The 17470-nt window shown below is 68.8% G+C and carries 21 protein-coding genes; 10 read left to right on the forward strand and 11 right to left on the reverse strand.

Annotated elements, in window-relative coordinates:
* The 3 genes from ACESK5_RS15390 to ACESK5_RS15400 form a co-directional block, all read left to right on the forward strand.
* Positions 1 to 2017, forward strand: a 2017-nt coding sequence (locus ACESK5_RS15390) for a heavy metal translocating P-type ATPase (protein ID WP_372912466.1), incomplete at its 5' end; no start/stop codon positions are given.
* Entirely contained in the window at positions 2014 to 2706 is a 693-nt protein-coding gene (locus ACESK5_RS15395) for a hypothetical protein (protein ID WP_372912467.1), read from the forward strand. The genes ACESK5_RS15390 and ACESK5_RS15395, both read left to right, overlap by 4 nt.
* A 69-nt stretch (positions 2707 to 2775) precedes the next feature.
* Positions 2776 to 3768: an alpha/beta fold hydrolase gene (locus ACESK5_RS15400; RefSeq protein WP_372912468.1), complete on the forward strand. Its 993-nt coding sequence runs from the start codon at positions 2776 to 2778 to the stop codon at positions 3766 to 3768.
* A gap of 9 nt (positions 3769 to 3777) precedes the next feature.
* Here ACESK5_RS15400 and ACESK5_RS15405 read toward each other — a convergent pair whose 3' ends face one another.
* Positions 3778 to 4161 (reverse strand): Zn-ribbon domain-containing OB-fold protein, encoded by a 384-nt coding sequence (locus ACESK5_RS15405; protein ID WP_372912469.1) that lies wholly within the window; start codon positions 4159 to 4161, stop codon positions 3778 to 3780.
* Positions 4158 to 5321 carry a beta-ketoacyl synthase N-terminal-like domain-containing protein gene (locus ACESK5_RS15410; protein ID WP_372912470.1) on the reverse strand — a complete coding sequence of 388 codons (1164 nt, stop codon included), beginning with the start codon at positions 5319 to 5321 and terminating at the stop codon, positions 4158 to 4160. The genes ACESK5_RS15405 and ACESK5_RS15410 overlap by 4 nt, the downstream gene beginning before the upstream one ends.
* Before the next feature lie 280 nt (positions 5322 to 5601).
* Here ACESK5_RS15410 and ACESK5_RS15415 point away from each other — a divergent pair, with 280 nt between their 5' ends.
* The 3 genes from ACESK5_RS15415 (at position 5602) to ACESK5_RS15425 (ending at position 8264) form a co-directional block, all read left to right on the forward strand.
* Positions 5602 to 6897, forward strand: a complete 1296-nt coding sequence (locus ACESK5_RS15415; protein WP_372912471.1) for a M28 family peptidase — start codon at positions 5602 to 5604, stop codon at positions 6895 to 6897.
* Between the two features lie 161 nt (positions 6898 to 7058).
* Entirely contained in the window at positions 7059 to 7793 is a 735-nt protein-coding gene (locus ACESK5_RS15420; RefSeq protein ID WP_372912472.1) for a hypothetical protein, read from the forward strand.
* A gap of 24 nt (positions 7794 to 7817) precedes the next feature.
* Positions 7818 to 8264, forward strand: a complete 447-nt coding sequence (locus tag ACESK5_RS15425) for a hypothetical protein (RefSeq protein ID WP_372912473.1) — start codon at positions 7818 to 7820, stop codon at positions 8262 to 8264.
* A gap of 465 nt (positions 8265 to 8729) precedes the next feature.
* Here the strand turns inward: ACESK5_RS15425 and ACESK5_RS15430 are convergent, their stop codons facing one another.
* The 7 genes from ACESK5_RS15430 to ACESK5_RS15460 all read right to left on the reverse strand — a co-directional run bounded on the left by ACESK5_RS15430 (position 8730) and on the right by ACESK5_RS15460 (position 13201).
* Positions 8730 to 9005 carry a hypothetical protein gene (locus ACESK5_RS15430; RefSeq protein ID WP_372912474.1) on the reverse strand — a complete coding sequence of 92 codons (276 nt, stop codon included), beginning with the start codon at positions 9003 to 9005 and terminating at the stop codon, positions 8730 to 8732.
* Positions 8998 to 9384, reverse strand: a complete 387-nt coding sequence (locus tag ACESK5_RS15435) for a hypothetical protein (protein WP_372912485.1) — start codon at positions 9382 to 9384, stop codon at positions 8998 to 9000. The genes ACESK5_RS15430 and ACESK5_RS15435 overlap by 8 nt, the downstream gene beginning before the upstream one ends.
* A gap of 117 nt (positions 9385 to 9501) precedes the next feature.
* Positions 9502 to 10287, reverse strand: coding sequence for a cytochrome bc complex cytochrome b subunit (locus tag ACESK5_RS15440; protein WP_372912475.1), 786 nt, complete (start codon positions 10285 to 10287; stop codon positions 9502 to 9504).
* Positions 10288 to 10291: 4 nt separating this feature from the next.
* On the reverse strand, positions 10292 to 11089 hold the full coding sequence (locus ACESK5_RS15445) for a cytochrome bc complex cytochrome b subunit (RefSeq protein ID WP_103424801.1): 798 nt from the start codon (positions 11087 to 11089) through the stop codon (positions 10292 to 10294).
* Position 11090: 1 nt separating this feature from the next.
* Positions 11091 to 11477, reverse strand: a complete 387-nt coding sequence (locus tag ACESK5_RS15450; protein WP_372912476.1) for a hypothetical protein — start codon at positions 11475 to 11477, stop codon at positions 11091 to 11093.
* A complete protein-coding gene (locus ACESK5_RS15455; protein WP_372912477.1) occupies positions 11477 to 12127 on the reverse strand; it encodes a halocyanin domain-containing protein in 651 nt (216 codons plus the stop codon). Before ACESK5_RS15455 ends, ACESK5_RS15450 begins: the two co-directional genes overlap by 1 nt.
* Positions 12128 to 12199: 72 nt before the next feature.
* On the reverse strand, positions 12200 to 13201 hold the full coding sequence (locus tag ACESK5_RS15460; RefSeq protein ID WP_372912478.1) for a hypothetical protein: 1002 nt from the start codon (positions 13199 to 13201) through the stop codon (positions 12200 to 12202).
* A 79-nt stretch (positions 13202 to 13280) separates the two neighbouring features.
* On the opposite strand from ACESK5_RS15460, the gene ACESK5_RS15465 reads away from it, so the two are divergent.
* Positions 13281 to 13520: a hypothetical protein gene (locus ACESK5_RS15465; RefSeq protein WP_372912479.1), complete on the forward strand. Its 240-nt coding sequence runs from the start codon at positions 13281 to 13283 to the stop codon at positions 13518 to 13520.
* A gap of 79 nt (positions 13521 to 13599) precedes the next feature.
* Positions 13600 to 14091: a hypothetical protein gene (locus ACESK5_RS15470; protein WP_372912480.1), complete on the forward strand. Its 492-nt coding sequence runs from the start codon at positions 13600 to 13602 to the stop codon at positions 14089 to 14091.
* 252 nt (positions 14092 to 14343) lie between these two features.
* Here ACESK5_RS15470 and nth read toward each other — a convergent pair whose 3' ends face one another.
* On the reverse strand, positions 14344 to 15027 hold the full coding sequence (nth, locus tag ACESK5_RS15475; protein ID WP_372912481.1) for an endonuclease III: 684 nt from the start codon (positions 15025 to 15027) through the stop codon (positions 14344 to 14346).
* 118 nt (positions 15028 to 15145) lie between these two features.
* Between nth and ACESK5_RS15480 the strand changes: the two genes are divergently transcribed.
* Both ACESK5_RS15480 and ACESK5_RS15485 read left to right on the forward strand, forming a co-directional pair.
* Positions 15146 to 15301, forward strand: coding sequence for a hypothetical protein (locus tag ACESK5_RS15480; protein WP_372912482.1), 156 nt, complete (start codon positions 15146 to 15148; stop codon positions 15299 to 15301).
* Positions 15302 to 15377: 76 nt separating this feature from the next.
* On the forward strand, positions 15378 to 16145 hold the full coding sequence (locus tag ACESK5_RS15485) for an HpcH/HpaI aldolase/citrate lyase family protein (protein WP_372912483.1): 768 nt from the start codon (positions 15378 to 15380) through the stop codon (positions 16143 to 16145).
* Between the two features lie 159 nt (positions 16146 to 16304).
* On the opposite strand, the gene ACESK5_RS15490 is transcribed toward ACESK5_RS15485, so the two are convergent.
* Positions 16305 to 17470: proteasome-activating nucleotidase (locus tag ACESK5_RS15490; protein ID WP_372912484.1), on the reverse strand; the 1166-nt coding region annotated here is incomplete at its 5' end.

The following is a 17470-nucleotide window of genomic DNA, read 5'->3' on the forward strand; positions in this document are numbered from 1 at the left end:
GGTCGGTCGCCTCCTCGTCGGCGGCTTCTTCGGCATGATGACGATGCTGTGGTACGTCCTCTTCCTCTACCCGACCTACGTGGGCGTCGACGCCTCCCTCCTGCTCTTCGACGTCTCCTCGGCCGCAGGGGTCTACCTCGTCGCCAACATCTGGGTGATGGCGACCATCGTCCTGGGCTACACCGGGTACCCCATCCTCCGCGGGGCGTACGTCAGCCTCCGGGCGCGCGAGCCGAACATGGACCTCCTCGTCGCCACCGCGGCCACCACCGCCTACGTCTACTCGACGCTCCTCGCGCTCACGGGGGCGAACGAACTCTACTTCGACATCACCGTCGTGGTGGTCCTCGCCGTCTCCATCGGCGGCTACTACGAGGAGCGACTGCGCGAGGCCGCCGCGGGGAGTCTGGCCGACGTCTCCGAGCGACGCGTCTCGGAGGCACGCCTCCGAACCTCGGGCGGTACCGAGACCGTGCCGCTCGAATCGGTCGGAGAGGGTGACGAAGTCGTCGTTCGGGCGGGCGAGACGCTCCCCGTCGACGGCGTCGTCGCCGAGGGGTCGGGAGCCGTCGACGAGTCGCTCGTCACGGGCGAGTCCCGCCCGGTCCGCCGGGAGGTGGGCGACGACGTCCTCGGCGGGTCGCGACTCCGAGACGGTGGACTCGTCGTCGCCGCGGACGCCGAGGCGACCCGGACGATGGACCGCCTCGTCGAACTCCAGTGGAGGCTCCGGACCCGGTCCGGGGCGCAACGACTCGCCGACCGCCTCGCCGGCGTGTTCGTCCCGCTGGTCTTCGCGCTCGCCGTCGTCGCCGGGGGCGCACACCTCGCGCTCGGCGCCACCCCCACAACCGCACTCCTGACGGGCCTCACCGTCCTCGTCGTCTCCTGTCCGTGCGCGCTCGGACTGGCGACGCCGATGGCCGTCGCGAGCGGGGTCCGGGAGGCGCTGGCGCGGGGCATCGTCGTCCGCTCGGGCGAACTGTTCGAGCGGGCGAACGAGAGCGACGTCGTCGCGTTCGACAAGACGGGGACGCTGACGACGGGCCGGATGGCGGTCCACGCCGTCTCCGGCGACGACGAGACGTTGTCGGTCGCGGCGGCGCTCGAGCGGTTCGCGGACCACCCCGTCGCGGACGCTATCGTCGCGCGGGCGGCAGGCGGGGGGCGGACGGCCCCGGCGGAAGCGCAGACAGCGGACCGGGCGGCACCTGACGGCGGTGGACGGACCGTCACCGACGTCGAGACCCACCCCGGGCGGGGCGTCTCGGGGACCGTCGGGGGGCGCGAGGTGCTCGTCGGGAGCGCGGGCCTCTTCGAGGCGCGCGGGTGGTCCATCCCCGAACGGTTCCGACGGCGGGCGACCGACGCGCGCGACGCGGGCGCGGTGCCGGCGCTCGTCGGCTGGGAGGGGAGTGTACGAGGGGTCGTCGTGGCGGGGGACGAACCGCGACCCGAGTGGGAGGCGGTCGTCGACGCGCTGTCCCGAGACCACCGCGTCGTCGTCATCACGGGGGACGGCGAGGCAGCGGCGGCCCCGTTCGCGGCGCACGAAGGGGTCGCGGAGGTGTTCACTGACACGCGGCCCGAGGCGAAGGTGGCGCTCGTCGACCGACTCAAAGCGGAGGGGGAAGTGGTGTTCGTCGGCGACGGGAGCAACGACGCCCCGGCGCTCGCCGGCGCGGACCTCGGCATCGCGCTCGAGTCGGGCACGCCACTCGCCGTCGACGCCGCCGACGCCGTCGTCACGACCGACGACCTCCGCACCGTCGAGACCGTCTTCGACGTGACGCGGGCCACGCGGACGCGGATCAGACAGAACCTCGGCTGGGCGTTCCTCTACAACGTCGTCGCGGTCCCGCTCGCGGCGCTCGGCCTCTTGAACCCGCTCTTCGCCGCCGTCGCGATGGCGACGAGTAGCGTCGTCGTCGTCCTGAACTCCCGGCGCGGGTACGAGACGAACGAGGAACGGGGAGGGTCCGAGGCGAGCGAGGAGACGGGAGGGGAGATGTCGTGAGCACGCTCTCGTCCCTGTTCGACCGGGGGCGTGACCTCGACGCGCGCGGACTGGTGCTCCTCGCGGGCACGCTCGTCGCGGTGGAACTCCTCGCGCTCGGCGCGTACTTCTCGGTGTCGTCGTACAGCGTCCTCTCCCCGCGGTACGTGCTCTACCCGTTCGTCTGGCTGAACGTCGCCGTCCTCGCAGTCCTCGTCGCCGACCGACCGCAGGTGACGGGGCGTCGTCGACTGCTGGCGTCCGGAGTCGGCGTCGCCTACCTCCTCGTCCTCGCGTGGCTCGACGGAACGCTCGGGGTGGGGACGGGAGCGGGAACCGTCCGCGTCCTCTGGCTCCCACCAGGCTGGGGCCCCGCACTCCTGTACGACGGCGCCCTGCGCGTTGCGCTGCTCCCGTTCAAGTGCGTCGGCTACGCCGTCCTGGCGTATCTGGTCTACGGTCTCGTCGCCGACGTCGCGAGCGCGGGGGCGGGCGTCGTTGGAGGAGCGGTCGGCTTCTTCTCCTGCGTGTCGTGTACGCTGCCCGTCGCCGCCGCCGTCCTCTCGGGGCTGGTCGGTGGGTCGGTCGGGGTGGTCGGCGCGACGACGGGGGCGTGGTCGTACGACCTCTCCACGCTGGCGTACGTCGTCTCGGTCGGGCTACTGACGTGGCGGCCGGCGTGGACGGGTGGGCGCGGCCGCGGCCGGTGAGCCGACCGCCGGGACGACTGCTCCCACCCAGCCGTGTGGGTCAAGTCGGTCGCGCCCCGAGGGAGGGGTATGGACGCGCGAAGCCTCGCGAAGGCCGCCGGTGTCGGTCTCGCCGCCGCCGGCGGTCTCACGGCGCTCAACCGACTCCTCGCTCGCCCCGCCGACTCGCTCGAACCCCCGCTCGCCGGCGACCACCGGACGTATCGCTGGCGCGGGATGGACGTCGCCTACACCGAGTCGGGACCGGCGGACGCGCCGACGGTCGTCCTGCTCCACGGCATCAACGCCGCTGGCTCCTCGGGCGAGTTCCGGACGGTGTTCGACGAGTTGGCGGACGACTACCACGTCGTCGCGCCCGACCTCCCCGGGTTCGGCTGCTCGGACCGGCCGCCGCTCCAGTACTCCGCGGCGCTGTACGAGGACTTCGTCGCCGACTTCCTCGTGGAGTACGACTCCCCGTCCGTGCTCGTCTCCTCGCTCACCACGGCGTACGTCGCGGCGGCGCTGTCGGACCCGTACACCGACGTCGACGTCGCCCGACTCGTCGCCGTCTGCCCCACTGCGAAGGGGGGACCGGACCGGCTGACGTGGCTGCGCGAACTCGTCCGGGCGCCCGTCGTCGGGACAGCGCTGTTCAACCTCCTGACCTCGAAGCCCTCCATCCGGTACTTCAACGCCGACCACGGCTACTACGACATGGGCTCGGTGACCGAGGAGTGGATGGCGTACGAGTGGGAGACGGCCCACCAGCCGAACGCCCGCTTCGCACCGGCGTCGTTCATCTCCGGCTTCCTGAACTCCGAGGTGGACCTCGGCGAGGCGCTGGCCGGCCTCGACGTCCCCGTCACCTTCGTCTGGGGGCGGGAGGCCGACATCACGCCGCTCGCAGACGGACGGGACCTCGCCGAGGAGGTGGACGCGCGACTGGTCGTCGTCGACGACGCGAAACTCCTGCCACACGTCGAACATCCGGTGGCGTTCCTCGGGGCGCTCCGCGAGGCGCTGACCGTGTCGGTCGGCGAGGAGAGCACGGGCGCCCGTCCCGACGCCGTCGACCGCTGACGGACCGGGCTACCGTGGGTGGAAGGTCAACATCCGGTTACCGGTCATCGTGTTCCGACCGACGGCGAGACCGACGCGCATCCCCACCTCGACGTCGTCGGCGTCGGCGCGAACGATGCCGGTCAGTCGGACGGGACCGAAGTCGACGATAGCCGTCGTGTACGGCGTCTTCGCCGAGAACGACGGGGCGGCGACCTCTGTGGTGGTGTACGTCTCGACGGTGCCGGAGTCGGGTAGCGGCTCCTCCGAGAGGTCGACCGAGCCACAGTGGGGGCACGTCCGCCGTGGGGGGAGCGACCCGTGGCCGTTCGCGCACGAGAGGTAGTACGCCTCCCCCTCCTCGGCGGCGTCGAGGAGGTCGTCGTAGCCCGCGTCGCGGACTTTCGGCTTCACGCGTCCACCTCCAGGACGTGGACGACCGCACTCGCCACCGTGCCGCCGGCGTTGTGCGTCACGCCGACGCGGCCGTCGACGTACTCGCTGTTCGGGTGCGTCCCCGTCAGGAGCCGGTACATCTCGGCGACCTGCGAGGCGCCCGTCGCGCCGACAGGGTGACCCTTCGCCTTCAGGCCACCGGAGAGGTTCACCGGTAGCGAGCCGTGTTTCGTCGTCTCGCCCTCGCGGGCAGCCGTGACCGCTTCGCCGTGGTCGTAGAAGCCCAGCCCTTCGAGCGCGAGCACCTCGGCGACGGTGAAGCAGTCGTGGACCTCGACGGCCGCGACGTCCGCCGTGTCGATACCGGCGTCGGCGAACGCCTCCTCGGCCGCCCGTGCCGTCGCTGGCGTCCGGTTGAGGTGTTCGCGGTCCTGGAGCGCAATGTTGTCCCCGCCCTGGCCGGTCCCCGTGATGGCGACCGGAGCGTCCAGGTCGTGCTCCGCGGCGTACTCCTCCGAGACGAGAATCACGGCCGCGGCGCCGTCGGTGATGGGACAGGAGTCGTAGAGGCCGACGGGGTCGGAGATCATCGGCGCGTCGAGGTGGTCCTCGACCGAGATGGCGCTCCGGTACTGCGCGTACTCGTTCGGGAGCGCGTGGTCGTGGTTCTTCACGGCGACGTGGGCGAAGTCCTCGCGCTCGCCGCCGAACTCGTTCACGTAGGCGCGCTGCATCAGCGCGTAGGCACCGGGGAACGTCATGCCGGCACGGACCTCGTACAGTTCGTCGGCGGCGATGGCGAGGAACTCCGTCGTGTTCTCCGTCTCCTGGTTCGTCATTCGCTCCATCCCACCGGCGAGGACGACGTCGGCCCGCCCCGACCGAATCGCCGAGACGCCTGCTCGCACCGCGACGCCCGCGGAGGCGCAGGCGTCCTCGTATCTGGTCGCGGGGCAGTTCAGCCCCGCCGCCTCGGCCATGATAGGACCCTGATGCCCCTGTCGCTCCGAGAGTTCACCCATGAAGTTCCCGTACGTCACCTCGTCGATGTCGTCCCGTGGGACGCCCGCCTGTTCCCGGGCGCCGAGTGCAGCCTCGGCGAACAGGTCGCGTCCCGTCCGGTCGGGGTGACTCCCGAAGTGCGTGAGGGTTGCCCCCGCGATGCGAACAGTTGTCATGCACAAATATACATGGGGTTGTGAATAAAACCCTGTCGATGCCAGCTGACGACATCTAGAGGAGTTGCGAACCGTCACGAGTAGTTCAGTGGACTCGAGTGGCTGAACGCGTCACTTCGGAAGTCGAAGCCCCGTCGGCGCCGGACCGCAGGGACTCGGTGGGGCTCTCGCCCAGCGAGCCCCGCTCAGTGGTGTCTGCTCGAACGGATGACGCGCATGACACGACTGTCGAGGGGACGACGACCGAAACGGTTTCCGCACGGCCCCACGACGTGCGGGCATGACCACGTGGATCGGAGACACGTTCACCAGCGACGTCGGGTGGTCCCACCTCGAGAAACTGGTCGACGTCGGCGACCGGATGGCCGGGACGCAGGGAGAGAGCGAGGCGCTGGCGGCCACGCGGGACGCGCTCGCGTCGGTCGGGGCGCGCGACGCGCGGGTCGACACGTTCCCGATTCAGGGGTGGGTCCGCGGCGACAGCGACGTCGTCGTCGGCGACCGGACGCTCCGCACCATCGCGCTCCCGCGGAGTCCGAGTGGGAGCGTCACGGGGCCGCTCGTCGACCTGGACGACGGGCTTCCCGAGGCGTTCGACCGCGACCTCTCGGGAAGCGTCGTCCTCGTCTCCTCGACCGTCCCCGACCACGTCGACCGGTTCATCCACCGCCGCGAGAAGTACTACCGGGCCGTCGAGGCAGGGGCAGCAGGGTTCGTCTTCCGCAACCACGTCCCGGGGCAACTCCCACCGACGGGGAGTGTCGGGACCAGCGAGGCGCCCATCGGTGAGATTCCCGCGGTGGGCGTCTCGAAGGAGGTCGGTGCACAGTTGGCCCGACGGGACGTCGGCGAGGAGGTGACGCTCCGGGTCGCGTGTGAGACGCCCGACACCGAGAGCGGCACCGTCCACGCCGACGTGGGTCCCGACACCGACGAGGCGGTCTACCTCACGAGTCACGTCGACGCGCACGACATCGCCGAGGGCGCGCTGGACAACGGCGCCGGGACGGCGATGGTCGTCGAAGTCGCGCGAGTACTCGCGGAGAGAGCGGACGAACTCGACACGCGAGTCCACCTCGCCTGTTTCGGCAGCGAGGAGGTCGGACTCGTCGGCTCTGCACACCACGCGGCGGACGCGGACGACGTCCGCGCCGTCTGCAACCTCGACGGCGTCTGTGCGGGCCGCACGCTGAAGACGCACGTCGGCGACTTCGACGGCCTCGGCGACGCCTTCGAACGGGTCGCGGAGCGGTACGACCACCCGGTCACCGTCGTGCCCGAGCACCTCCCACACTCGGACCACTGGCCGTACGTCGCCCGCGGCCTCCCGGGGTGTATGGTCTCCGCGGAGACCGGTGAGCGCGGCCGTGGCTGGGGGCACACCGAGGCGGACACGCTGGACAAACTCGAGGTCCGGACGTTCCGCGAGCAGGCCGTGCTCCTCGCCGACGTGGTCGTCGAACTCGCAGACGCGGACGCCGACCTCGAACCGCTTCCCCGGGACCGAATCGCCACGGCGCTCGAGGAACAGGGCGAGGCGGCCGGGATGCGGCTGACCGGTGACTGGCCGTTCTGACCGTCGCGGTCGACCCGAGCCGCGGAAGAGAACAGAGACGAACCGAGACGACCCGAGACGAACCGAAACGGGACAGCGAGAGGCGACACGGGAACCGCGGGGACTTTTATCCGTGCGGGCGAAGCGGTGACCGTGATGCGTGTGACGCGGGAGGGACGCCGATGTCGGTGACGGTTGCCGTCCGCGCGCCGGGACCGGACGCGTCCGAGGGCGCCGTCCCCGGCGACACCCCCGACGTCACGCTGACCGACCACGAGGGGGTGGCTGACCTCGTCGTCGCAGTCGGTGACGAGGCGCTCCGCTCGCTCGTCGACGACCCCGCGCCGGTAGCGACGCTCCCCGTGGCGACCAGCGTCGGCCGGCACGGCGTCGCCCGCGAGCGCGTCCGAGAGACGCTCGCCGACCTCACCCCCGCAACAGTCGAGGCGCGGACCGTCGCACACCCGCTCCTGTCGGTCGACGTCGGTGGGGACGAGGTACAGGGGCTCCTGGACGTTGCGCTCGTGACGAGCGAACCCGCCCACATCTCCGAGTACACGGTCGCCGACGGGTCGAGTGTGCTGGGGTCGTTCCGCGCCGACGGCGTCGTCGTCGCCACCCCCGCCGGGAGCGCCGGCTACAGCCACGCTACCGGCGGTCCGCTCCTCGCGCCCGACACGGGGCTCGCAGTCGTTCCCGTCTCGCCGTACACGACGAAGCCGCGCACCTGGGTGGTCGACGCCCCGGTCACCCTCGGCGTCGAACGCGACGAGTCGCCCGTCTCACTCGTCGTCGACGGCCACGCGAGGCGGGCGGTGACCGTCGACGACCCGGTCCGACTGACCGTCGACCGGACGGTCGACCTGCTCCGGCCCCCGACACTCGCCGATGGCGCGCGGAGATTGGAAAAACTCTAATGAGTACCTGCCCGAACGTCGGGTATGCAGCCGCTTCAGTTCCTCGTCCCGCTCGACCCGTTGGTCGCGGCGGAGTCGGTGATCCCGTTCGTCGTGCTCGCGCTGGTGCTGGCGAACATGGTGACGCGCCTCCTCGCGCACCGAAAGCACGTCGAGCAGGCGAAGGACGCGGAGGACGACTCCGAGATATCGCGGTATCTGCCGCACTCGGTCACGACGGTCCTGCTCGTCCTCGCGTCGTTCGCGTTCCTCGTCGTCGCACCGCACGGTGGCATGGTCATGTCCGTCCTCATCCTCGGGGTGTTCCTCGCGGACTTCTTCGAGTTCGAGTCCCGCAAGGTCGAAGCCCGCAACGAGATGGAGATGGAACGGCCGAAGGCGGCCGTCACGGCCTCGATCGTCGCACTGCTGTACGCCGCGTTCCAGAGCCTCTTCTTCATCGTCGAGCCGGTCTGGACGGCCATCGTCTGACGCACTGCGCCCGTTCTCGGCGTGTTCTCCGGAGAGACCAGCCGCGACTGTGGTCGGGCGACGACGGCCGAGACGTCGGACGCCCGTGACTGGGCGGCGGTCACCCGGCGGCAGGTGCGGAGTCGGTCGGGAACCGACCGTGGACGTACCGGGAGAGGGCGCTGCCCGCGAGGCGGTGGTGTGGGACGGCGGGTCGGCACAGTCGCGACGGCCGCCCCCTCACGCACGGTGCACGGCGGGAGCGCCCACACCGTCGCGGACGTGTACCGGCCTCGGTGTGGTCGGTGCACGGACGCGAGTTCGACTCCCGCTTCCGGGCGTGGTCGGCGTCGCAGAACACGGGGTGTCCGAGGCGGAGAACCAGCGACGAGACGAAGAGAGCGAACGGCGGTGACGCCGGAACGGGTCCGAGAACGGGGGGACGACCGAACGAGGAGGAGACGGCGCGTCTCGGCGGCGCCGAGTCTACTGCGTGCGGCGGTTCTCGATGGCCGACCGGAGTTCCCGACCGGCGGGGATGAGGACCCAGAACGTCAGGGCACCGATGAGGGTGAACCAGAAGAAGACGTCCATCAGGATGATGCCGAGCGCGTTGAAGATGTCGTCTCCGGAGACGGTGATCGGCGCGACGAGCTGCTGGGTGCTCTCGAAGCCGGGGGTCCGGTACCAGCTCGCGAGGGTCAGCCAGGCGAGGCCACCGCCGGTGAAGATGCCGAGCCCTTTGATGAATTCGTCAGCCATTGTTTCCATCTTCGTCGGTGTCCTCTTGAGACTTTCCCATCCCTTCCGCGCGGAACCGGGTCGAGACGGTGTAGACCCCGGCGCCGAACGCGATGACGAGCAGTCCGAGGACGGCGAGGACGGTGCTCAACACACCCGTCGGGACCGCCAACCCCACCGCACGCAGCGCACCCGCGATAATCGTTCGGAGGAAACTCACCTGGAGCGTCGCGGCATCGAGGAGGAAGAAGCCGGCGACGACGGTGACGACGGCGATGAGCGTCGAGAACACCGTGACGGTCTTGTACAGCCGCATCGGTACCTCGACGTCGCGCCGGCCGCGTCGGCCTGCCGGCCGGGACGAGTCGGACTCGGCTCCCGTGGCTGCCGTCGTGGTCACGTCACTGGTCTGTGTGGAGTCTGTGTCTGTCGTCATCGTGAGAAGAACGGTGGACGGTTCGTGCGGTCGGTGGCAGGCGGGCGGTGGAGACGGTGAACGTGTGGACGGCTCGCGCCGTTACTTCGGCGGTCGGAGCCGGTAGTAACGGCGGTTGAGGTCGTACATGTACCCCTCGCGCATCGTCTTCAGCACCGCGTAGGTGACGATACCGGCGACGATGGGCAGGAGGAACGTCAGGTCGAACAGCAGGTCGACGTTCATCGGCATGAGGTTCTTCACCGACAGCAGGGAGATGGTGAAGGCGAAGACGATGCCGAGCACGCCGACGGCGGCCCAGAACGGCTGCTCGACGGGCCGTCGCGCACTCCCCTTGTTGAGGAAGGGGACGATAGCGACGAAGCCGACGACGACGAGGTTCGCAAGCACGCCGTAGGTGCGGTCGGCCATGATCTTCTGCCCGCCGAGGATGGCGAGTTCGGGGTTGAGGGGGTTCAGCTTGAGCAGGCCGAACGACCAGTACAGATACCAGTCGGGCAGGATGACCGCGGGGGTCGACGACGGATTGGCCGGCGGCCCGATGTGCGGCGGCATCGTCGCCGACAGGAACAGGATCATCCCGGTGAAGAACGACGCGATGGAGAGGTTGCGGATGACCTCGTGGGGCCACGTCGGGAAGCCGAGCACGTCCCGTTCGACGTACGTCGACTCCCCCCGGAGGTCCTGGTCCTCCCGGCGGGCCCGCTCGAAGTACTCGTACGTGAGCCGCGAGAGACCCGTCTTGCGAGCCTTGCGCTCGCTCCACGAGGGCGTCTCGTCGTCCGGTGGGACGGCGAGGCTGCCCGAGCCGTCGGTCATCGCTTCCTGTGCGTTCTCGTTCTCGGAGGGGGTGTCTTCGTTGCTCATGGTCTCAGTGTGGCTCCGCGATGCCCTGCACCCAGACGATGCCGATGTGGATGGCGATGAGCGTCGTCACGACGAAGGGTAACAGGAACACGTGCAAGATGTACATCCGCTGGAGCGTCGCCTGGCTCAGCGTGAAGCCACCGAACAGCAGCTGGGCGACCCACTCACCCGCGAGCGGGATGGACAGCGACATCTCGACGCCGATCTGGCCGGCCCAGAACGCCAGCTGGTCCCACGGCAGCAGGTAGCCGGTGTACCCGAACACCATCGTCAGGCTGATGAGGACGATGCCGAGGATCCAGTTGAGTTCGCGTGGCTCCTTGTACGCCCCGGTGAAGTAGACGCGGAGCATGTGGAGGAACACGGCCGCGACCATCACCTGTGCGGACCACCGGTGGATGGAGCGGAGCATGAACCCGAACTGCAGGTCACGCATGATGAACGCGATGCTGTTGTACGCCGTCGAGGGGTCACCGGTGGTAGCGGGGCTGTAGTAGAAGCCCAGCAGGGCACCCGAGATGGCCGCGACGACGTACGCCAGCGTCGAGAACAGTCCCAGCGTGTACAGCGGATACCAGTACCAGAACTTGTTGTCGAGGTTGTACTGTTCGGTGTGGCTCTTCGGCATCTGGAGGTTGACCCGGTAGTAGAGGGTCTCCATCAGCTCCAGATAGTCGACGATGCGAAGCCGCTTGTCGACGTAGATGAGCCCGAGCAGGAAGAACTGCTCGACCTTCGTGAGGTCCTCCTTGGACTTCAACCAGGCTTTGTGGTCGTACTCGTCTTTCTTTTCTAAGCTCATGTTATCGCTTGTAGTATGGGTAAATCGCGCGCTTTACCGTGTCCCAGGCGCCGTCGCCGAGCGTGGTGCCGTCGACGTCCTCCTCGCGGATGTAGAGGTCCTCCCACTTGCGCCGACGCTTCTTGACGATCATCACGTCCGGGAGGAACTCCTTGCGGTAGAGCGCGAGGATGAACGCCAGGTCGATGAAGATGACCGCGAGGACACCACCGAGGAACATGTTCCCGAGGTCGGTCAGGCCCCATCCGGAGACCAGTCCGTACGTGAACAGGAACACGAAGACGACCTCGATGACGGTGAGGAGGACGATACCGATGGCGGCGGAGGTCGACTCCCGCGCCGACTCGTAGCGGTGGATGTCACCGTAGGTGCTCCCCGACGAGGACATCACTCACCACCTCCCGTGTTGCCCGTGTTCGGCGACTCGCCGTACTTCAGGATGTAGAAGGTGTAGATGATGGTCACGATGATGCCGAGGATGGTCGCCGACCCGACCCAGTGGGCCTGGATGGCGACGCCGAGCTCCTCGAGCTCCTTCTCGCCACCGCCCCCCGTCGACACCGTCGCGACGTCGCCGCCGACGGCGACCGCACCGAGCATACCGAGCGCCTCGTGTGGGGAGCAGTAGTACTTCGTGATACCGGTCTCGTCCTCGGAGAAGGTGTGTTCGAACGTCGTCCCGGCCTCGGCGACGGGGGCACCGCTGTCGAGCGACGCCGGCCCCTCGCTGGAGACGACGTTGTGGCCGCCGCCCTCGCCGGTCCACTCCCACGTCACGGTCGTGCCGGGGTCGATCCAGATCCCTGCCGGTGCGAACGCGAGTGCGCCGCCGTTGCCGCTGGCACCGACCTCCACGGTCACCTCGCTGGAACCACGGAGGTCCTGGTAGCCACCGTCGACGCCGTCGAGATATCCACCCCAGTCGGGCTGGACGTTGCCACCACCACCGCCTTCTTCCTGCGCGGCGGCGGTGCCTGACGCGGCTGTCGCGGCGACGGACGCACCCCCGGCCGTCCGGAGAAAGTCCCGCCTGTTCATACAGGTCGGACTCAGGATGGAACGCGCTTAAACCCACCGACTCACCCGCCTCGTGTCGGTTTTTAGTCCGCCTCAGACGCCCTGTGCGCCGGCCTCTCCGGGCTCTTCGTTCCCCGTCTCGGCCGCGGCGTCACCCGCTGTTCCGGTCGCGTCGACGTCGCCCTCGGCGTCCCCTTCGGCGAGCGCCGAATCCTCGTCGAGCGGCGGGAGGAAGTCGGGGCGCTGGCCGTCCTCGAGGCCGACCGCCCGGAGGCGGTTGCGGTACTCCTCGGAACGGAACCGGTCCGACAGCCGGGCGTTGGCGACGACGAAGAAGAGGAAGAAGCCGATGAGCAGGAAGAACAGCGCGGCCACGGGCGCGACGATGGTGTTCAGGTCGGTCACGAGCCACGCGCCGAGGAGCGCCAGTCCGCCGAGCACTTGGACGAACGCGACCACCTGCAGCATCAGGTTTCCGAACTCGCCCGACCCCTCCGGGACCTCGTCCGGGGAGGGGAGGCCGACGTTCGCCGGGGGGTCGGCCACCTCGTAGTCGTCCATCGAACACAGCGCCACCGTCGGAGTGACGTCGCGGAGGACGGTCCCCTCGCCCTCGACGCTCCCGTCGGCGTAGACGATGGCGTACCCCTCGTCCGAGTAGGCCACGAGGCGTGGTTCGCCCTCGACGGTGTACCGCTCGACGATGGCGAACACCTCCCGCATGGCGACGCGGTTGTGTAGTTCCTTCTCCACCCTGTCGAGCAGTTCGGGGCCGACGATCCACGAGTCGGGGTCGAACGCCGCCTCCCACTCCTCGACGGTCATCTGCGCCATGTCCTTCGGGCCGAAGTTGTCGAAGTCGTACTTCTCCTCGACCTCCCGTCGGAGGGCCTCGAGGTCGGCGTCGGCGTCGGTGCCGTCGGTGCCGTCGGTGCCGTCGGTGTCCTCCTCGCTCCCGCTCGTCCGCCCGTCCTCACGCCCGGCCGCGACCCCGGGAGTGGCCGCGTCGTCGGTGTCGCCGTCCGGAGGCGGCCCGTCCGGGACTGTGGGGCCGGACGACTCCTCACCCACCTGCTCGTCCGAGGCGTCGGTCATCGTCGCAGATTAGGTCTCGGCCCCGTTAAGGGGTTCGCTCCGGACAGAGACGGGCCACGACTCCACGGACGGACGGCGTTTGACGACGCACAGCGCGAAGTACCTCAGCGTCGAAGAGACGGACACGATCTACCCCCGTGACGAGGTGGTCGAGTTCGAGTCGATGACCCCGGCGCAACGACGGGCGTTCGAGGCCGCCCTCGTCGACGAGGACAACAGGGTGGAGGTGACGGGAGCCCGCACCGAGGTGTGGACCGACCACCGTGCGGTCAGCTATCGAGGTGAGCTCTACGAGGTGTACGTCCTCTCGACCGACTGAGTCGTCTCGCCTCACACACCGCAGCCGCCGCCGGCGAGTCGGGCCCTTTACACCCCTCCCCTCCTTAGCGCGGTCAGCAATGGCAAGCGAGTCGACGTACGCCACCATCGCCGCCCTCCTCGTCACGTCGAGTCTCCCCTTCTACCTCTACGGGGCGAAGATCATGATCGACGCCGAGACGGTGACGTGGAACGTCCTCGTCCGCCACCTGAAGTTCATCGTCCCCGGACTGGTTCTCAACACCGTCCCGGTCGTGACGTGGATGATGCCCCGACTGCTCCAGCAGTTGAACGGCCTCTCCGCGTTGCACGCCATCCTCGGTCTACAGGCCTACGCGATGCTGGTCTTCGCGCTCACCGGCATCGTCCGCATCTTCCAGGCCAAACACAGGGCCGACCTCTACCGCGACCCCGACCCCGACGTCGACCTCGACGACCTCCACGAGAACATGAGCGCGTGGCGCGGCAGGCTCAGAGTCGGCGTCTTCGGCTACGTCCTGTTCTGGTTCGGCGCGTGGTTCCTCGGCCTCTACCGGTACTTCACGGGGTACGTCTTCGGCTCGGGGCTCTGACGACGTGGTCGCTCGTTCGCGCGGTCAGGAGGCCGCGCCGGCCGCGCGCCACCGCAGTGGGTCGTGACGGTCGGCGCGCGGGAGCGAACCGTCGTGAACGGGGCGGCTGGCACGCGGGGCCAGAGGGGGTGCCCGGGTAGACCGACGGGGACGACGCTGCGATACGCTGTGTGCCGGTGCGTGACCCTCCCGGTCGGCCCCGGCAGTCCCGCCGGCGATGTCACCTGCTTCGGACGCGGCGAGCACCCGGACTCACCACGCCTCGCCGCTCGCGAGGTCGACATCGTGGTCGAGTTTCGAGGAGGGACAGACGTCTTCGAGGACACACTCGTCACAGGAGGGGTTCCGGGCGTCACAGACCGCGCGGCCGTGACTGATGAACAGGTGGGTGAACTGCTGCCAGTCCGACTCGGGTACCACGTCCATGAGGTCCTGCTCGATGCGCTCGGGCGTGTCTTCCTCGGTGAGCCCGAGGCGGCGCGAGAGCCGCCGGACGTGGGTGTCGACGACGATTCCCTCGACGACGTCGTGGCCGTGCTGGAGGACGACGTTCGCCGTCTTGCGACCGACGCCCGAGAGGTCGGTCAGCGCGGACATGGTGTCGGGCACCTCGCTGCCGTGGTCGTCGACGAGTTTCTGGCCGGTGGACTTGAGGTAGCCCGCTTTGTTGTTGTGGAAGGTGATACCGTAGATGTCTTCGGCCAGTTCCGCCTCGTCGGCGTTCGCGTAGTCCTCCGCCGCCCGGTACTTGTCGAACAGCTCCTCGGTCACCTCGTTGACCCGTTCGTCCGTGCACTGCGCGGAGAGGACGACGGCGACGAGGAGTTCGAGCCGGTTGGAGAAGTTCAGCGAGATGGTCGTGTCGGGGTACTCCTCGTAGAGCCGGTCGAGGACCACCTGTGCCTGCGCCGCACGGGTGTCGCGTGGGGTGCCCATACCGCGGAGTGCGACGGCGAGGACATGAGTGGTGTGGTTCGGGTCCGGGCGACGAGAGACGGAGCGGTCACGGCGACGCGGGAGTAACGGTTTTCTCGCCGGCAGCCGATTCCCGCGTATGACCGAGACAGAGAGCGGGGCCGAGTCGGCAGGCGGACTCGACCACGAGGCCTGGCGCACGCTCGCCGGGACCGGGGTGGGCTACGGCGTCGTCCTCCTCGCCATGTTCGTCGTCCTCTTCGTCGTCCCCTTCCTCGTCTTCCTCGCCCTCTGACGCCGACGGCCGAAGACCGACCGTCGACGCCGGGGAGAGAGTTAAACACCCGCCGGGCCGAGTGGCCACGAGAACCATGTCACACGCGGACCTGAAACGTCGTCTCACGCGGGGCGACCCGGTCACCGGCTACTGGACGTCGCTCGCGGACCCAGCCGTCCCGGAACTCGTCTCGCAGAGCGGGTTCGACTTCGTCGTCGTCGACACCGAGCACACCCCGTCGGGGCTCGAGACGGTCGCGGTCAACCTCCGTTCCATAGACGACGAGAGCGCCGGCGTCGTCCGGGTCCCGTGGAACGACCCGGTGCGAATCAAACGCGTCCTCGACCTCGACCCCGCCGGCGTGATGGTGCCGATGGTCTCGACGGCTGCGGAGGCGGTCGACTTCGTCGCCGCGACCCGATACCCGCCCGAGGGGATACGCGGTATCGCCGCCGGGCGCTCGAACGACTACGGCCGGAACGTCGCCGAGCGAGTCGAGCGCGACGACGCCGACCTCGTCCGAATCGCGCAGATAGAGACCGAGGCGGGCGTCGAGAACGTCACCGACATCGCCGCCGTCGAGGGAGTCGACGCGCTCTTCGTGGGTCCCGCCGACCTCTCGGCGGCGGTCGGATCGTTCGGGGACTACGGCGACGCGTTCGAGGACGCCGTCACCCGCGTCCTCGACGCCGGCCAGCGGGAGAGAACCCCCGTCGGGACGCTCGCGACGAGCGCCGACGAGGTCGAACGGTGGGTCGAGTGGGGATTCGACTTCGTCGTCTGCGGCGTCGACATCCTCGACTTGGTCCACGGCGCGGACGCGGCGCTGGCGGCACACGAGACGGCCCGCGGAGGCGAGTGACCACTACTCGAACTCGACGGACGCGCTCGGCGCTCTGTGGCGGCCGCGAGTGCGTGTCCCGGTGCTCGTGCACAGCGGTGTCGCGTCCAGTACCTCCCCGTAGATAGGTGAGCGAGCGACTCACAGACTCCGACTGCGACGGGCGAAAAGGGTGAAGCCCTACGCGAACGCGCGGGAGACGTCGCCGTCCTCTTCGGACTCGGCCTGGACCTTCTCCCAGGCGCCGATGAGGTCCTCCATGTAGATCTCCGTGCGGTCGTCACGGATGGCGAACATGCCGGCCTCGGTACAGACGGCCTTGATGTCGGCACCGGAGGCGTTCTCCGCGAGTTCGGCGAGTTTGGCGAAGTCGACGTCGTCGGAGACGTTCATGTTGCGGGTGTGGATCTTGAAGATGAGTTCCCGTCCCTCGACGTCGGGCTTCGGCACCTCGATGAGGCGGTCGAACCGCCCCGGACGCAGGATGGCGGAGTCGAGCATATCGAAGCGGTTGGTCGCGGCGATGATGCGAATCTCGCCGCGCTCGTCGAAGCCGTCCATCTCCGAGAGGAGTTGCATCATCGTCCGCTGGACCTCGGCGTCGCCGGAGGTCTTCGAGTCGGTCCGCTTCGAGGCGATGGCGTCGATTTCGTCGATGAAGAGGACGGCAGGCTCGTTCTCGCGGGCGACCTCGAAGAGGTCACGCACCAGTTTGGCCCCCTCGCCGATGAACTTGTGGACGAGTTCGGAGCCGGCCATCTTGATGAACGTCGCGTCCGTCTGGTTGGCGACGGCCTTCGCGAGCATCGTCTTCCCCGTCCCCGGCGGGCCGTAGAGCAGGACGCCCGAGGGCGGGTCGATGCCGACCTCGCGGAACATGTCCGGACGTTCGAGCGGCATCTCGACCGTCTCGCGGACCTCCTGCAACTGGTCGTCGAGACCGCCGATGTCCTCGTAGGTGACGTCCGGGCTGTGTTCGACCTGCATCACGCGGGCGCGGACGTCAGTCTCGTTGTCGAGGCGCTTGACGATAGACAGGGAGTTGTTGACGGCCACGCGGGCGTCTGGTTCGAGTTCCTCCCGCATCTCCTCGGTGACTTCGGTCAGCGCCTCCTGGTTGTTCCCGTGCTGTTTGATCACGACACCGTCGTCGTTGATCTCCTGAACGGTGGCGACGAACAGCGGGGACTGCTTCAGCTTCTTGTTCTCGTGCGTGAGTCGCTCGAGCTTCTGCTGGTACTTGTTGTTCTCCGCGTTCGCGTCGAGGAGCTTGTCCCGCATCTCCTCGTTCTGCCGTTCGAGTACTTCGAGGCGTTCTTCGAGCGCCTCGATCATCTCCTGTTGCG

It is taken from the genome of Salinigranum sp. (assembly GCF_041641895.1).
Taxonomy (GTDB): Archaea; Halobacteriota; Halobacteria; order Halobacteriales; family Haloferacaceae; genus Salinigranum.

Coding starts and splice junctions, on each gene's coding strand:
- ACESK5_RS15455 (WP_372912477.1), bottom strand. CDS start 12,127: ATGAACAGGCGGGACTTTCTCCGGACGGCCGGGGGTGCGTCCGTCGCC.
- ACESK5_RS15480 (WP_372912482.1), top strand. CDS start 15,146: ATGACCGAGACAGAGAGCGGGGCCGAGTCGGCAGGCGGACTCGACCAC.
- ACESK5_RS15470 (WP_372912480.1), top strand. CDS start 13,600: ATGGCAAGCGAGTCGACGTACGCCACCATCGCCGCCCTCCTCGTCACG.
- nth (WP_372912481.1), bottom strand. CDS start 15,027: ATGGGCACCCCACGCGACACCCGTGCGGCGCAGGCACAGGTGGTCCTC.
- ACESK5_RS15445 (WP_103424801.1), bottom strand. CDS start 11,089: ATGAGCTTAGAAAAGAAAGACGAGTACGACCACAAAGCCTGGTTGAAG.
- ACESK5_RS15485 (WP_372912483.1), top strand. CDS start 15,378: ATGTCACACGCGGACCTGAAACGTCGTCTCACGCGGGGCGACCCGGTC.
- ACESK5_RS15450 (WP_372912476.1), bottom strand. CDS start 11,477: ATGTCCTCGTCGGGGAGCACCTACGGTGACATCCACCGCTACGAGTCG.
- ACESK5_RS15425 (WP_372912473.1), top strand. CDS start 7,818: ATGCAGCCGCTTCAGTTCCTCGTCCCGCTCGACCCGTTGGTCGCGGCG.
- ACESK5_RS15400 (WP_372912468.1), top strand. CDS start 2,776: ATGGACGCGCGAAGCCTCGCGAAGGCCGCCGGTGTCGGTCTCGCCGCC.
- ACESK5_RS15410 (WP_372912470.1), bottom strand. CDS start 5,321: ATGACAACTGTTCGCATCGCGGGGGCAACCCTCACGCACTTCGGGAGT.
- ACESK5_RS15460 (WP_372912478.1), bottom strand. CDS start 13,201: ATGACCGACGCCTCGGACGAGCAGGTGGGTGAGGAGTCGTCCGGCCCC.
- ACESK5_RS15440 (WP_372912475.1), bottom strand. CDS start 10,287: ATGAGCAACGAAGACACCCCCTCCGAGAACGAGAACGCACAGGAAGCG.
- ACESK5_RS15420 (WP_372912472.1), top strand. CDS start 7,059: ATGTCGGTGACGGTTGCCGTCCGCGCGCCGGGACCGGACGCGTCCGAG.
- ACESK5_RS15415 (WP_372912471.1), top strand. CDS start 5,602: ATGACCACGTGGATCGGAGACACGTTCACCAGCGACGTCGGGTGGTCC.
- ACESK5_RS15430 (WP_372912474.1), bottom strand. CDS start 9,005: ATGGCTGACGAATTCATCAAAGGGCTCGGCATCTTCACCGGCGGTGGC.